This is a genomic window from Cryobacterium frigoriphilum, from assembly GCF_004403305.1.
In the GTDB taxonomy this organism is placed as follows: Bacteria; Actinomycetota; Actinomycetes; order Actinomycetales; family Microbacteriaceae; genus Cryobacterium; species Cryobacterium frigoriphilum.
The window spans coordinates 1-13,809 of record NZ_SOHE01000037.1 but is presented as its reverse complement, the minus strand read 5'-3'; the positions used below and the strand labels follow the sequence as shown (position 1 = coordinate 13,809).

Here is a 13,809-nt window from a genome sequence, read left to right as displayed (position 1 = left end):
TGCCACTAGAGGAGTCCGTTGGTGCACATTAAAGACGCGCTCGCAGAGCGTGTTCAACTGGTCGATGCGGTTGCCGAGACGCCAGCCGCGACGGTTGCCGAGCGGGTCGTGCTGGTCGATGAAACCGGTCAGGCCATCGGCACCGCCCTCAAGAGCGCCGTGCACGACACCGACACCGCGCTGCACCTCGCCTTCTCCTGCTACGTCTTCAACGACGCCGGTGAGGTGCTGGTCACCCGTCGGTCGCTCGGCAAGCGGGCCTGGCCGGGGGTGTGGACGAACGCGTTCTGCGGGCATCCGCTTCCGGGCGAAACGATGACCGACGCGATCGCCCGACGCGGCAGCTTCGAACTCGGGCTGACCCTGACCGCGGTCACCGTCGCCCTGCCCGATTTTCGGTATCGGGCGACGGATGCCAGCGGCATCGTCGAAAACGAAATCTGCCCGGTCTACACCGCGACCGCCGAGGTCTCCCCCGTCTTGAACCCCGACGAGGCCGCCGAGTTCGCCTGGACCTCCCCGGCGGCGCTTCGACGTGCCGTGACGGATGCGCCCTGGGCCTTCAGCCCCTGGCTCGCCCTGCAGCTGGCCGGGCTGGTCGAGAACTCCGTGCTGGAGGCCGACCGTGCTTGATGTTGCCCCCGCCACGGTCGACACCGCCCTGGCCCGCTTCTTTGCCGGCTCACGTCTGCGCGCCCTCGCCTACGGCGACCACTACACCGCCCTCTGGGACGCGCTCGAGGTGGCCAGCGCCGGCGGCAAGCGCGTGCGGCCCGCGCTCGTTCTCGCGGCCTACGAGGGATTCGGCGGCCGCGACCAGTCGATTGCGACGCCCGTCGCCGTGAGCTTCGAGCTGCTGCACACCGCTTTTCTGATCCACGACGACGTCATCGACCGCGACCTCGCCCGCCGCGGTGTGGCCAACATCGCCGGTCGCTTCAATGACCGGGCCGTCGCCCACGGTGCCGCCGCCGAACAGGCCGGCATCTGGGCCGCCGCGGCCGCGATTCTCGCCGGTGACCTCGCGCTCAGCGAGGCCCACCGGGCCATCGCCCTGCTGGAGGTCGATGCCACCATGCGCGGCCGGCTGCTCGACCTGCTCGACCGCGCCGTCTTCGTCTCGGCGGCGGGTGAACTCGCCGACGTCACCAACACCGCCGCCCGCGAGCCGCTCAGTGTCACCGAGGTCATCGCGACCCTCGAACACAAGACGGCCGTCTACTCCTTTGAAGCGCCGCTGCAGGCCGGCGCGGTGCTCGCCGGGGCGACGGATGCCGCGATCGACGCCCTCGGTCGCTTCGGCCGGCTGGTTGGAGTGGCGTTCCAGTTGACCGACGATATTCTCGGCATCTACGGTGACCCGGCCAAGACCGGCAAGAGCGCCGTGGCCGACCTGCGGGAGGGCAAGCAGACCGCGCTCATCGCCCACGCCGGCACCACGCCGGCCTGGTCGATCATTGCCCCGCTCATGGGCAAGCATGACCTGAGCGAGGCCGAGGCCGAGGTGGCCCGCGTGCACCTCACCGCCTGCGGAGCCCGCACCGCGGCCGAGAACCTGGCCCAGGACCACGTTGACCGGGCCGTCGCTGCGCTCGACCCGGCTCATATTCCCCTGGCCCTGCGGGCGCGGCTCGTCGAGCTGGCCCACGCGGCCGTGAATCGGGCCCGATGACCCGCCGCAACCCGGCCGAAGCGACCGGAATAGAGAAGTACACGGCGGCCGCCCGTGCCAGTTCGGCGACCGTGATCGGTGCCTACTCGACCTCGTTCGGGCTCGCGGCCCGACTGCTGGAGCCCGTCGTGCGTGAACAGGTGCGCACCATCTACGCCCTCGTGCGCATTGCCGACGAGATCGTCGACGGGGCCGCCGCGGGTGCCGGGGTCGGCGTCGACGGGCAGCGGGAGCTGCTCGATGATCTCGAACGGGAGACCACCCGCACACTGGAACGCGGTTACAGTACCAACCTCGTCGTGCACGCCTTCGCCCAGACGGCTCGCGCCGCGGGCATCGACGCCCGACTCACCGCACCGTTCTTTGAATCCATGCGGCGCGACCTCGACCCGAGCCCGTTCACGGTCGAGGGGGTCGCCACCTACATCTACGGCTCCGCCGAGGTCATCGGCCTGATGTGTCTGGCCTGTTTTGTCGCCCGCACGCCGCCATCGGCCGAGCGCCGGCACGAGCTCGAGGTCGGCGCCCGCCATTTGGGCGCGGCCTTTCAAAAGATCAACTTTCTGCGCGACCTGGCCACGGACCGCGTCGACCTCGGCCGCAACTACTTTCCCGGAATCGAGCCCCTCACGATGACCACGGCCCAGAAGAACCAGATCATCGACGACATCGATGTCGACCTGCGGGAGGCGGCCCGGGTGCTGCCGATGCTTCCGGTCGGCAGCCGCCGGGCCGTGGCGGCCGCCCAGGGCCTGTTCGCCCGCCTCACGGAGCAACTGCGCGCCGCACCGGCCGCCGAGCTGCTGCAGACGCGGGTGCGCGTCAGCAATCCGCAGAAACTGCTGATCGCCGTCTCGGCGGCGGTCTCCAGTGGCGGCACGGCGAGCCAGCCGAAGGCCGGGCGGCGTCGATGAGCGCCCAGACGAACGGGAGCACGCCCAGCCCCACCCCGCCGCGCACCATCGTGATTGGCGGCGGCATCGCCGGTCTCGCGAGCGCCGCCCTGCTGGCCCGCGAGGGGCACGCCGTGACCCTGCTCGAGGCCCGTCCGGAGGTCGGCGGACGTGCCGGCACCTGGGATGTCGATGGTTTTCGCTTCGACACCGGCCCGTCGTGGTACCTGATGCCCGAGGTTTTTGAGCACTTCTATCGCCTCTTCGGCACGAGCGCCGCTGAGCAGCTCGACCTTGTGCGGCTTGACCCCGGCTATCGGGTGTTTTTTGAGGGCAATCCGACGCCGCTGGACATCGCGGATGAGCGCGAGGCCAACATCCGTCTCTTCGAGAGCGTGGAGCCCGGCGCCGGAGCCGCCCTCGCCCGCTACCTCGAGTCGGCCCGCGAGACCTACGAGATGGCCGTGCACCGCTTTCTCTACTCGAGCTTCGAATCGTTCGGTCCGTTCTTCGTGAAAGACGTACTCTCGCGGCTCGGACGCCTCGGCCGCCTGCTGCTGCAGCCGCTCGATAAATTCGTCGCCGGCTACTTCACCGACCCGAGGCTGCGCCAGATTCTCGGCTACCCGGCCGTGTTTCTCGGCTCCTCACCCGACCAGACCCCGTCGATGTACCACCTCATGAGCCATCTCGACCTCGTCGACGGCGTGCTCTACCCGCAGGGTGGCTTCACCCGGCTGATCGAGAGCATCGCAGCGATCGCCCGAGCAGAGGGCGTCGAGATCATCACGAACGCCCGCGTCACCGCGATTCGCACGCAATCCCGGGTGTCACGCGGAGGCGTGCTCGGTGCGCGCCGCGGCGCCCCGCTCGGCAGGGCCCGCGTCACCGGCGTCAGCTACGTCACCGCCGACGGCTCAGCGGTCAGCCTCGACGCCGTCCGGGTCGTCTCGGCCGCCGATCTGCACCACACGGAGACCGAGCTGCTGCCCGAACGACTGCAGACCTACCCCGAACCGTGGTGGAACACCCGCGTGTCCGGCCCGGGCGCCGTGCTCGTGATGCTCGGCATTCGCGGCGAACTCACCCCGCTGCAGCACCACACCCTGTTCTTCACCGAGGACTGGGGCGACAACTTCGGCCGCATCTTCGGCACGACCCCGTCGATTCCCTCGCCGGCGTCGTTCTACGTCTGCAAACCGAGCGCAACGGATGCCTCGGTCGCCCCCGAGGGGCACACCAACCTGTTCATCCTGGTTCCGGTGCCGGCCGACCCCGAGATGGGCCGCGGCGGCATCGATGGTGCCGGCTCCCCCATCGTGGAGGGCGTTGCCGACGCGACCATCGCGCAACTGGCCGAGTGGGCGGGCATTCCCGACCTCGCCGAACGCATCGTCGTTCGACGCACGGTCGGGCCGGCTGACTTCAGCGAAGACCTCAACTCCTGGCGTGGCGGCGCCCTCGGCCCGGCCCACACGCTGAAGCAGAGTGCGTTTCTGCGCGGCTCGAACGTGTCGAAGAAGGTCGACGGGCTCTACTACGCCGGCGGCACCACGATTCCCGGCATCGGCCTGCCGATGTGCCTGATCAGCGCCGAGATCTTGCTCAAGCGCGTGCGCGGCGACGTGAGCACCGGGCCACTGCCTGAACCCCTGGCGGCCCGCGGTTCGCAACCGGTGCAGGAGCTGCCGGGTCGATGAGCGTGCTGTACCTCGTGACCCTGCTGGTCTCCCTGGCCGGCATGGTCGTACTCGACCGGCGCTTTCGCCTGTTCTTCTGGGCTTCGGCCCGCCGGGCGGCGATCGTGCTGGCCGTGGGGGTGGCCTTTCTCCTGGTCTGGGACCTGAGCGGGATCGGGCTCGGCATCTTCTACCGCGGCGAGACCGATCTGATGACCGGGGTGCAGCTGGCACCGGAACTGCCGCTCGAGGAATTCTTCTTTCTGACCTTTCTCTGTTACCTGACCATGAACCTCGTGCAGGGCGCCCGGCTGGCCTTCGGCGTGCGGACCCAGAGACCGGATCACCCGACGAAAGAGCCCGCATGACCTACCTGGCGCTGAACGCCGTTTTTCTGCTGCTCGCGGGGATCGTCGCGGCGCTTGCAGTCGTTCGCCGCCGACGGGGTCGCTCGGCCGCAAGCCGCGGTCTCGGGCGTGGGGCGGCATCCGTCGGCGTCGCACTGCTGATCGTGCTGCTGCTCACGGCGGTCTTCGACACCGTCATGATCGCCGCCGGGCTGTTCACCTACGACCCCGCGCTCATTTCGGGCCTCACGATCGGTCTCGCTCCCATCGAAGACTTCGCCTACCCGATCGCCGCCGCGCTGCTGCTGCCGGCTCTGTGGAGCCTGCTGGGCGGCCCGGCGCCGGCTCGCACCGCCGAGGTGGCCAGATGAGTGAGGCGCACGGTACTGCCTGGAAGGCCCGGCAGGTGGTTCTGTCGAGCCGTCCGCTGAGCTGGATCAACACGGCCTTTCCGTTCGCGGCCGGCTACGTCGTCACGACCGGGCGCGTCGATGCCCTGCTGATCGTGGGCACGCTGTTCTTTCTGATTCCCTACAACCTGCTGATGTACGGCATCAATGACGTCTTCGACTACGAGAGCGACCTGCGCAACCCGCGCAAGGGCGGCGCAGAGGGCGCGCTGCTCGACCCGGTGCTGCACCGACTCGTCATCGGGGCCGGCATCGTGAGCGCCGCACCGCTCGTGGCCGCGATGCTCGTGCTCGGCGGGGCGGGGCATCCGTCGTCCTGGATCGTGCTGGCCATCAGCCTGTTCGCCGTGGCCGCGTACTCGGTGCCGAAGCTGCGCTTCAAGGAGCGCCCGCTCATCGACTCGCTCACCTCGAGCACGCACTTCGTCAGCCCGGCCGTCTACGGGCTCGCCGTCGCCGGCGCGGCCGTCGACCCGGCCCTGATCGCCCTGCTCACGGCCTTCTTCTTCTGGGGCATGGCCAGCCATGCCTTCGGCGCCGTGCAAGACGTCGAACCCGACCGGGAGGCGCGCATCCACTCGATCGCGACCGCGTTCGGTGCCGCGCGCACGGTTCGGCTCGCGATGACGCTGTGGGCCCTCGCGGGGCTGCTGATGCTCGCGACCGACTGGCCGGGGCCGCTCGCCGCGATTCTCGTGCTGCCGTACATCTGGGCGGCGTTCCCGTACCGCTCGGTGACGGATGCCGGCTCCGCGGCCGCGAACGGCGGCTGGAAGCGTTTTCTGTGGCTGAATTTCGTCAGCGGTTTTCTCGTCACCATGCTGCTCATCGCCTGGGTCGTGCTCGCTTAAGCTGGGAACATGGCAGATCTGACGAGTGCGCGGGTGGACAGCTACACCTGGGCGGTGCGGCTGTTTCGCACCCGATCGCTGGCCACAGCGGCCTGCCGGGCCGGGCACGTGAAGGTCAACGGGGTGAAGGCCAAGGCGGCCCAGGCGCTGCACATTGGTGACGAGGTACGGGTACGCAGTGACGGCTTCGACCGGGTGCTCGTGGTGTCGCGTCTGGTCGTGAAGCGGGTCGGCGCCACCGTGGCCGCCGAGTGTTATGTCGACAACACGCCGCCTCCGCCGCCGCGCGAAGAGGTTGCGCTGGTTCCGATGCGCGACCGCGGCGCGGGTCGGCCGACCAAGCGTGAGCGTCGCGAGATCGAGGAGCTGCGCGGGCACTAGCGTCTCACGGCGGTGTGGTGAAAGCAGGATGGATTGTCAATCTGTCGGCGAAAGCAGGACGAATTGGTCGTTTCTCAGCGCTTCATCCTGCTTTCGTGACGGTGGGGCGGGTCAGAGCGCGAGCGAGGGCACCTCGCGCACCCCGAACTCTTGTCGCAGCGCGAGCACCGCGGCGTGAAAGCCGTTCATTCCGTGCACGGCAGGCCCGGGCGGGGTCGCCGAGGAACACAGGTAGAGGCCCGGCACCGGCGTCTTCCACGGGGTACGGCCGACGACGGGGCGTTTGATGAGCTGGCGCAAGGTGAGTTCGCCGCCGAGAATGTCGCCCCCGACATAGTTGGGGTCGTGTTCGGTGAGCTGGCGCGCACTCATGGTCGCGGTGCCGAGGATGCGCTCCCGAAACCCGGGCGCGAAGCGCTCGATCTGCCCGATGATCGGCTCGGTCATGTCGACGTCTGAGTTGCGCGGCACATGGGTGTACGCCCAGAGCACCTGGTGCCCCACCGGGGCCCTGGACAGGTCGAGCACACTGGGTTGCGTGGCCAGCACAAACGGATGCTGCGCGACCCGGCCGCGGGAGACGGCATCCGCTGCCGCGACGATCTCCTCCCGGCTGCCGCCGAGGTGCACGGTGGGAGCATGCAGCACCTCGGGATTGGCCCACGGAACCGGCCCCGAGAGGGCAAAGTCGACCTTGAAGACCCCGGTTCCGTACCGGTAGCGCAGCAGCGCCCGGCGGTAGCGCTCTGGCAGGGCCTCACCGGCGAAGGCGGCGAGGAAGGTCGGCGAGGTGTCGAGCAGCGTCGCCCGCGAGGCCTCGAGGTCGGACGGTCGGCGAATCTCGGTGTCGAGCTGCAGCCGGCCGCCGTGGGCGAGAAAGTCGTCGGTGAGGGCATCCGCTATCGCCTGCGAACCGCCGAGCGGATAGCCCCAGCCGCCCGCGTGCGCGTGCGCGGCGAGCAACAGCCCGGTGCCGGCCGCCGACAGCGACGGTTGCCGGGCGGCCGCGTGACCGCCGACCCCGGCGAGCAGGGCCGGGGCGACGGGCCCCCGAAACCGAGGCCAGCCGAGGCCCGTGCCCTGCTCGAGCACCCGCACGGCGTAGGCAACGGCGGCCCAGGTATCGTCCGGCCAGCGCAGCATCTGGTTGGCGGTAAAGGCCACGACGCCCTCGATGCGGTTAAGGAGCGGCTGAAACAGCCGCTCCCAGGCGTGACCGTCGACACCAAGCCCATCGGCGGTGCGGTCAACGCTGCGGTAGGCGAGCGCGGCGACACCCTCATCGAGCGGATGCGCATAAGAGATTTCCGGGGCGACGAACCGCACCCGACGGGTGAGCTCGAAGGCACGAAAGAAGGGGGAGGCCAGCGCCGCCGGGTGGATCGCCGAACAGAGGTCGTGCCGGTATCCGGGCAGGGTGACCTCGGCGGTGCGCAGCCCGCCACCCGCGGTCGCTGCCCGTTCGGTGAGCTGTACCGTGAGTCCGGCGCGCGCGAAAACGACCGCGGCAGCGAGGCCGTTCGGCCCGGAACCGACGACGTTGACGTCGATCACGACACGCCGCCCGTGGCGCTTCTGCGGACGCTTCGGCGCCGGACAACACTCATGACGATCCACACACCAGCAGGTGCGTTTGGCGCCACACCGGTCCTCTCGGGACCAACCTAGGCTCGGCCGGGCTCAAATTCAAGACCGAGTCGTAACTATTCTCATCTTGACGGCGTGGTCTAAACCGGTATAGCGTGGGAAACCTAAACCGGTTCAGTTTATGGTTCTGCTCACACCGAGCGGAGGCGCCTGCGCGGGTCATCTTTTCGTCGACGAGGAGCCCGGTGAGCGTTGAACACGATTCCAGACAGCGCGTCACCATCATGGATGTCGCCAAGCGCGCCGGCGTGAGCAAGGGGCTCGTGTCGTTCGCCCTCAACGATCGTCCAGGGGTCTCCCCCGAGAGCCGCGAACGCATTCTGACGGCCGCCCGCGAACTCGGCTGGACCCCGTCGCTGCGGGCCCGATCGCTCTCCACCCGGCGTTCCTTCGCACTCGGTCTGGTCGTCGGCCGCACCCCGGAGGTTCTTGGGGCCGACCCGTTCTTTCCTTCATTCATCGCCGGCGTCGAGAGCATCCTCGCCCCCGAGGGCCGCGCCCTCGTGCTGAGCGTCGTGCCCGACGAAGAGGCGGAACTGCGCACCTACCGCTCGCTCGTCGCCGATGGCCGCGTCGACGGCGTCTTTCTCAGCGACCTCCGCCATAACGACCCGCGCATCCCGCTGCTGGTCGAACTCGGCCTGCCGGCCGTCACGCTCGGCCGACCAGAGGGCCTCACCCCGACGGATCTGAATCCCGCCGGTCGCAGCCCCTTTCCCGCCGTGTCCATCGACGACACCGTCGGCATCGCAGAATCGGTGCGCTACCTCGCCGGCCTCGGCCACAGCCGCATCGCTCACGTCGCCGGCAGCGCGAGCATGCTGCACGGCAGCCGCCGACGGATGGCGTTCGACGACGCCGTTCGCGCGGCCGGCCTCGCCGAATGCCAGACGATTGAAACCGACTTTTCGATCGGAGCCGGGGCCGCGGCCACCCGACGACTGCTCGACCAGGACGTGCCGCCGACCGCGATCGTCTTCGCCAATGATCCGATGGCGATAGCCGGACTCGGTGTGGCGCATGAGCTCGGGCTGCGCATTCCCGGGGACCTGTCGATCACCGGGTTCGACGACATCAACTTTGCCCGCTACGTGTATCCGCCGCTCACGACCGTCAGCACGACTCCGGCCCAGTGGGGGCGCGCCGCGGCCCGCACCCTGCTGTTTCTCATGGAGCACGGCTCGGCCGAGGACGTGGACCTGCCGGCCGCCCGGCTGACCGTGCGCGGATCGGCCGGCGCGCCGGCATCCGCTGCTATCGCAACCGGCACCTGAACTCACCCCGCAGCAGAGCTGCTGCGATCCCCACGCGTCACCAGCAACTGAAATATGGAGACAATGATGCACACCACACCCACAGTCAGGCGTGCCCTGGCGGCCACCGCCGCATCGGCAGCCCTCGTGCTCGCGCTCGGCGCCTGCAGCAGCGGAGGTGGCGGCGGGGGCGTCGATTCCCGCGGCGACATCACCGTCTGGCTCTCGAACAACGAGACCGAGATCGCCTGGGGGACCCAGATGATCGAGGCCTGGAATGCCGAGAATCCGGACGAGCAGATCACGGCGCAGGAGATTCCCGCCGGCTCGAGCAGCGAAGAGGTCATTGGCGCGGCGATCACCGCCGGCAACGCCCCGTGCCTCATCTTCAACACCGCGCCCGTTGCGGTGCCCCAGTTCGAAAAGCAGGGCGGCCTGGTCGACCTGTCGAGCTTCGAGGGCGGCCAAGACTACATCGAGGAGCGCACCGGCGACGCCGCCGAGCAGTACCAGAACGCCGACGGCGAATACTTCCAGATGCCGTGGAAGTCCAACCCCGTCATGATCTTCTACAACAAGGACATGTTCACCGCGGCCGGCCTCGATGCCGAGAACCCGTCGCTCGCGACCTACGACGAGTTCCTCGCCACCGCCCGCACCCTCGTCGAGAGCGGCGTGGCCCCGAACGCGATTCTGCCGGCGCCGACGAGCGAGTTCTTCCAGAGCTGGTTCGACTTCTCGCCGCTCTACGCGGCCGAGACCGGCGGCGACCAGCTCGTCGAAGACGGCGAAGCCACCTTCAACGATGAAGACGGCCTCGCGGTCGCGGAGTTCTGGGCCACCCTCTACGAAGAGGGCCTCTCGGGCAAGGAGACCTATCAGGGCGACTCCTTCGCCGACGGCGAAGCGGCCATGTCGATCGTGGGCCCGTGGGCCGTGTCGGTCTACAAGGATGCCGTGAACTGGGGCGCCGCTCCGGTACCCACGAGCGAGGGCATCCCCGCCTCGGAGACCTACACCTTCAGCGACGCCAAGAACGTGGGCCTGTTCTCAGCCTGCGAGAACCAGGGCACCGCCTGGGACGTGCTGAAGTTCGCGACGAGCGAGGAGCAAGACGGCCAGCTGCTCGAGCTGACCGGGCAGATGCCGCTGCGCGACAACCTGACGAGCGTGTACCCCGAGTACTTCGCCGCCAACCCGGCCTACGAGCAGTTCGGTGACCAGGCCGCCCGCACGGTGGAGGTGCCCAACGTCGCCAACTCGGTCGCCGTCTGGCAGGCCTTCCGCGACGCGTATTCGAAGTCGGTCATCTTCGGGGAGGGCGACCTCACGACCTCCCTCGATGACGCCGCCACCGAGATCGACGCCCTGGTCGCCGACCAGTAGCAGCCATGTCGATTCTGACCAAGGCCCGGCCGGCCGCGGGGGTCACTCCCCCGGCCGGCGGGCGCGGCGGGCACCAGAAGGGTGACCGCCGCCGCCGGGCTCTCGGCAAGAACCCCATCGGGTTGCTGCTGAGCGCTCCCTACCTGATCTTCGTGCTCGCGGTCTTCGCCTGGCCTCTCGTGTTCGCGGTGTGGATGTCGTTCCACGAGTACTTCTTTGCCGCACCGGGCGCGCAAATCGACCGCCCCTTCGTGGGACTCGACAACTTTCGTGAGGTGCTCGGCGACCCCGACGTCATCCGCTCGTTCGGAAACGTCGGAATCTTTCTGATCATCAACGTGCCGCTCACCGTGGTGCTCTCGCTGGTGCTCGCCTCGGCCCTCAACAAGGCCGTGCGGTTTCGCACGTTTCTGCGGGTGGGCTACTTTGTGCCGTACATCACGGCATCCGTCGCCGTGGTCGGCGTCTGGCTCTTTCTGTTCAGCGGTTCGGGGCTCGTGAACCAGATTCTGGGCCCGCTCGCGCCCGAACCGAGCTGGCTGATCAACTCGCAGTGGGCGATGCCGACGATCGCGCTGTTCGTGACCTGGAAACAGCTCGGCTTCTTCATTCTGCTGTACCTCGCGGCGCTGCAGAACGTGTCGCAGGAGCTCTATGAGGCGGCGGCGACGGATGGCGCGGGCAAGGTTCGCAGCTTCTTCTCCGTCACGATCCCTGGCGTGCGACCGGCCACCGTGCTCGTGCTGCTGCTCTCGACCGTGACGGGTGCGAACCTGTTCACGGAGCCGTACCTGCTCACCGGTGGCGGCGGCCCGAACGGTGCCTCGACCTCGCCGGTGCTGCTGATGTACCAGCGCGGCATCGAACAGGGTTCCCCGGACGTGGCGGCCGCGATCGGCGTGCTGCTGGTCATCGGCGTGCTCATCATCGCGTTCATTCAGCGCAAGGTCGCCGGAGGTGACGAATCATGAGCCCACGCAAGACCAGGATCGAGGGCGGACAGCTCGACCGGGGCCAGCACATTCTGCGCGGCATCGTGCTGTTTCTCGGCGCGCTCGTGTTTCTGTTCCCGTTCTATTACATGATCATCGGCTCGCTGCAGAAGTCACCCGACCCGACCGTGGCCGGCGCGTTCCCGAACCCGGCGAACCTCACGCTCGACAACTACACGGCCATCAACAGCCGCGTGGACCTCGTGCAGGGACTCGTGAACTCGGGCATCTTCACCGGCGGCGTCATCATCGGCACCGTCGTGTTCGGGGTGCTCGTGGGCTACGCGCTCGCGCAGCTGCAGTGGCGGGGCCGCGGAGTCACGTTCGCGCTCGCGCTGCTCGTGCAGGTCGTGCCGTTTCAGTTGCTGATGATTCCGCTGTACGTGCTGATCGCCCGGGATTACGGACTCGCCGACAACTACCTCGGCATGATTCTGCCCTTCGCGATCAACTCGACCGCGGTCATCATCTTTCGACAGTATTTTCTGCAGGTTCCGCGGGAACTGTTCGATGCCGCCCGCATCGACGGCGCCGGGGAGCTCGTGCTGCTCTGGAAGATCGCGCTGCCACTCGTGCGGCCGGCGCTGCTGACCGTGATCCTGCTGACCTTCATCGGCCCGTGGAACGAATTTCTGTGGCCGTTCCTGATCACCAAAGAGGCCTCGATGCAGCCGCTCGCGGTGTCGCTCGCCAACTACATCAGCACCGTGGCGGCATCCGCTGCCAACCCCTTCGGGGCCGTTCTCGCCGGCGCGTGCGTGCTGGCCGGCCCTGCCGTGCTGCTCTTCATCCTGTTCCAAAAACACTTCGTCGCGACCAATATCGGTTCCGGCGTGAAAGGTTAGACCATGAGTGTCACCACTGAAATTGAAGTCGATTTTCCTTATACCCTGACCCGCATGGGCATCGTCATGACACCCGAAGAGGGCAACGCCTACGAGGCCGAGGGTGTGCTCAACCCCGGCAGCGGCCACACCCCCGACGGCACGCTGTATCTGCTGCCCCGGCTCGTGGCCACCGGCAACGTATCGCGTGTCGGCCTGGCTCGGGTGATTATCACCGATGGCGTGCCGACCGGCGTCGAGCGCGAGGGCGTGGTGCTCGCGCCCGACCAGGGCTGGGAGCGCGGCGCCAACAACGCCGGCGTCGAAGACCCCCGCGTGACCTGGATACCGCTGCTCGGCCTGCACGTCATGACCTACGTCGCCTACGGGCCCCTCGGCCCGCGCACCGCGGTCGCGGTGTCCGACGATCTGCGCGCCTGGCGCCGCCTCGGCCCGGCACTGTTCACCTACGACGAGGCCCTCGACATGGACCTCAACCTGTTCCACAACAAGGACACCGTGTTCTTCCCGGAGCCGGTGGTCGCCCCGAACGGCGTGCTGAGCTTCGCGGTGCTGCACCGGCCCATGTGGGACCTCGGCGAGGTCAAGCCCGGCGAGGGGGTGCGGGTTCCGGCCGGCATCACCGACACCCGGCAGAGCATCTGGATCAGCTACATTCCGGTCGACGCGGTCATGACGGATGGTGCGGTGACGAATATCGGCCGTCTCGCCCTCTGGGAGGGCCACCGTTTTCTGGCCGGCTCGGAGTACCCGTTCGAGCAACTCAAGATCGGCGGCGGACCGGCTCCGATTCGCGTGCCCGAGGGTTGGCTGCTGATGCACCACGGCGTGACCGGTGTCATCGACGGGGCTTTTTCGCAGCAACAAAAGGTGAACTATGCCGCCGGCGCGATGATTCTCGATGCGGACGACCCGACCCGGGTCATCCGTCGCACGAGCGTTCCGCTGTTGAAGGCAGAGACCAAGGACGAGACCGACGGCATCGTTCCGAACGTCGTGTTCCCCACCGCGATCGAGGAGATCGAGGGGCAGCTCTTCGTTTTCTACGGCATGGCCGACTCGAAGATCGGTGTGGCGCGGCTCGACCGCGTCGCTGAGTAGCCGGGCGGGGCATCCGTCGCCCNCGGCTCGACCGCGTCGCTGAGTAGCCGGGCGGGGCATCCGTCGCCCCGCGGATGACCGCGCCCGAAACGGGTGAGCGCTACGGCCGTTACGGTAGCGGGCACCCGTTTCGGGCGCGGTCATCGTGCGGCCCCGCCGCTGCGCGGGAGCTGCGCCGCTGCGCGGGAGCTGCGCCACGGGGTTCCGGGGCATCCGCTGCCTGGAATGGATGACCGCGCCCGAAACGGGTGACCGCTACGGCCGTTACGGTAGCGGGCACCGGTATCGTGCGCGGTCATCGTGCGGCCCCGCCGCTGCGCGGGAGCTGCGCCACGGGGTTCCGGGGCATCCG

The 13,809-nt window shown here is 68.5% G+C and carries 14 protein-coding genes; 13 read left to right on the top strand and 1 reads right to left on the bottom strand.

Translation table 11 applies throughout. The features are described from left to right. The first annotated feature begins 57 nt into the window (after nt 1-57). From idi to E3T55_RS07880, 8 genes are read left to right on the top strand one after another with little or no spacing between them, the layout of a single operon-like run. Entirely contained in the window at nt 58-633 is a 576-nt protein-coding gene (gene idi, locus E3T55_RS07910) for an isopentenyl-diphosphate Delta-isomerase (protein ID WP_134519063.1), read from the top strand. Beyond that, the gene (locus E3T55_RS07905; RefSeq protein WP_241992943.1) at nt 626-1,672 is read left to right on the top strand and encodes a polyprenyl synthetase family protein; all 1,047 of its coding nucleotides are present in this window, start codon (nt 626-628) and stop codon (nt 1,670-1,672) included. Before idi ends, E3T55_RS07905 begins: the two co-directional genes overlap by 8 nt. Next, nucleotides 1,669-2,586: a phytoene/squalene synthase family protein gene (locus E3T55_RS20220; protein ID WP_166791713.1), complete on the top strand. Its 918-nt coding sequence runs from the start codon at nt 1,669-1,671 to the stop codon at nt 2,584-2,586. The genes E3T55_RS07905 and E3T55_RS20220 overlap by 4 nt, the downstream gene beginning before the upstream one ends. After that, a complete protein-coding gene (gene crtI / locus E3T55_RS20215; RefSeq protein WP_166791712.1) occupies nt 2,583-4,265 on the top strand; it encodes a phytoene desaturase family protein in 1,683 nt (560 codons plus the stop codon). The genes E3T55_RS20220 and crtI overlap by 4 nt, the downstream gene beginning before the upstream one ends. After that, nucleotides 4,262-4,612, top strand: coding sequence for a lycopene cyclase domain-containing protein (locus tag E3T55_RS07895; RefSeq protein ID WP_134519031.1), 351 nt, complete (start codon nt 4,262-4,264; stop codon nt 4,610-4,612). The genes crtI and E3T55_RS07895 overlap by 4 nt, the downstream gene beginning before the upstream one ends. Next, nucleotides 4,609-4,962, top strand: coding sequence for a lycopene cyclase domain-containing protein (locus tag E3T55_RS07890; RefSeq protein ID WP_134519030.1), 354 nt, complete (start codon nt 4,609-4,611; stop codon nt 4,960-4,962). Before E3T55_RS07895 ends, E3T55_RS07890 begins: the two co-directional genes overlap by 4 nt. Continuing rightward, entirely contained in the window at nt 4,959-5,852 is an 894-nt protein-coding gene (locus E3T55_RS07885; protein ID WP_134519029.1) for a prenyltransferase, read from the top strand. The genes E3T55_RS07890 and E3T55_RS07885 overlap by 4 nt, the downstream gene beginning before the upstream one ends. Nucleotides 5,853-5,861: 9 nt before the next feature. Further along, entirely contained in the window at nt 5,862-6,233 is a 372-nt protein-coding gene (locus tag E3T55_RS07880; RefSeq protein WP_134519028.1) for an RNA-binding S4 domain-containing protein, read from the top strand. A gap of 111 nt (nt 6,234-6,344) precedes the next feature. On the opposite strand, the gene E3T55_RS07875 is transcribed toward E3T55_RS07880, so the two are convergent. After that, complete coding sequence (locus tag E3T55_RS07875) at nt 6,345-7,787, bottom strand: phytoene desaturase family protein (protein WP_134519027.1); 1,443 nt, start codon at nt 7,785-7,787, stop codon at nt 6,345-6,347. A 278-nt stretch (nt 7,788-8,065) separates the two neighbouring features. Here E3T55_RS07875 and E3T55_RS07870 point away from each other — a divergent pair, with 278 nt between their 5' ends. The 5 genes from E3T55_RS07870 to E3T55_RS07850 all read left to right on the top strand — a co-directional run bounded on the left by E3T55_RS07870 (nt 8,066) and on the right by E3T55_RS07850 (nt 13,457). Continuing rightward, on the top strand, nt 8,066-9,154 hold the full coding sequence (locus E3T55_RS07870) for a LacI family DNA-binding transcriptional regulator (protein WP_241992942.1): 1,089 nt from the start codon (nt 8,066-8,068) through the stop codon (nt 9,152-9,154). Nucleotides 9,155-9,217: 63 nt separating this feature from the next. Continuing rightward, nucleotides 9,218-10,519, top strand: coding sequence for an ABC transporter substrate-binding protein (locus E3T55_RS07865; RefSeq protein WP_241992941.1), 1,302 nt, complete (start codon nt 9,218-9,220; stop codon nt 10,517-10,519). Between the two features lie 5 nt (nt 10,520-10,524). Further along, nucleotides 10,525-11,490 (top strand): carbohydrate ABC transporter permease, encoded by a 966-nt coding sequence (locus E3T55_RS07860; protein WP_134519026.1) that lies wholly within the window; start codon nt 10,525-10,527, stop codon nt 11,488-11,490. Continuing rightward, nucleotides 11,487-12,356 carry a carbohydrate ABC transporter permease gene (locus tag E3T55_RS07855; protein WP_134519025.1) on the top strand — a complete coding sequence of 290 codons (870 nt, stop codon included), beginning with the start codon at nt 11,487-11,489 and terminating at the stop codon, nt 12,354-12,356. Before E3T55_RS07860 ends, E3T55_RS07855 begins: the two co-directional genes overlap by 4 nt. Nucleotides 12,357-12,359: 3 nt before the next feature. Continuing rightward, nucleotides 12,360-13,457 (top strand): glycoside hydrolase family 130 protein, encoded by a 1,098-nt coding sequence (locus E3T55_RS07850; protein ID WP_134519024.1) that lies wholly within the window; start codon nt 12,360-12,362, stop codon nt 13,455-13,457. The last annotated feature ends 352 nt before the right edge of the window (nt 13,458-13,809 follow it).

Bases quoted from the DNA above. Each gene is read 5' to 3' on its own strand.
- E3T55_RS20220 (WP_166791713.1), top strand. From the start codon at position 1,669: ATGACCCGCCGCAACCCGGCCGAAGCGACCGGAATAGAGAAGTACACG.
- crtI (WP_166791712.1), top strand. From the start codon at position 2,583: ATGAGCGCCCAGACGAACGGGAGCACGCCCAGCCCCACCCCGCCGCGC.
- E3T55_RS07895 (WP_134519031.1), top strand. From the start codon at position 4,262: ATGAGCGTGCTGTACCTCGTGACCCTGCTGGTCTCCCTGGCCGGCATG.
- E3T55_RS07890 (WP_134519030.1), top strand. From the start codon at position 4,609: ATGACCTACCTGGCGCTGAACGCCGTTTTTCTGCTGCTCGCGGGGATC.
- E3T55_RS07885 (WP_134519029.1), top strand. From the start codon at position 4,959: ATGAGTGAGGCGCACGGTACTGCCTGGAAGGCCCGGCAGGTGGTTCTG.
- E3T55_RS07880 (WP_134519028.1), top strand. From the start codon at position 5,862: ATGGCAGATCTGACGAGTGCGCGGGTGGACAGCTACACCTGGGCGGTG.
- E3T55_RS07865 (WP_241992941.1), top strand. From the start codon at position 9,218: ATGATGCACACCACACCCACAGTCAGGCGTGCCCTGGCGGCCACCGCC.
- E3T55_RS07860 (WP_134519026.1), top strand. From the start codon at position 10,525: ATGTCGATTCTGACCAAGGCCCGGCCGGCCGCGGGGGTCACTCCCCCG.
- E3T55_RS07855 (WP_134519025.1), top strand. From the start codon at position 11,487: ATGAGCCCACGCAAGACCAGGATCGAGGGCGGACAGCTCGACCGGGGC.
- E3T55_RS07850 (WP_134519024.1), top strand. From the start codon at position 12,360: ATGAGTGTCACCACTGAAATTGAAGTCGATTTTCCTTATACCCTGACC.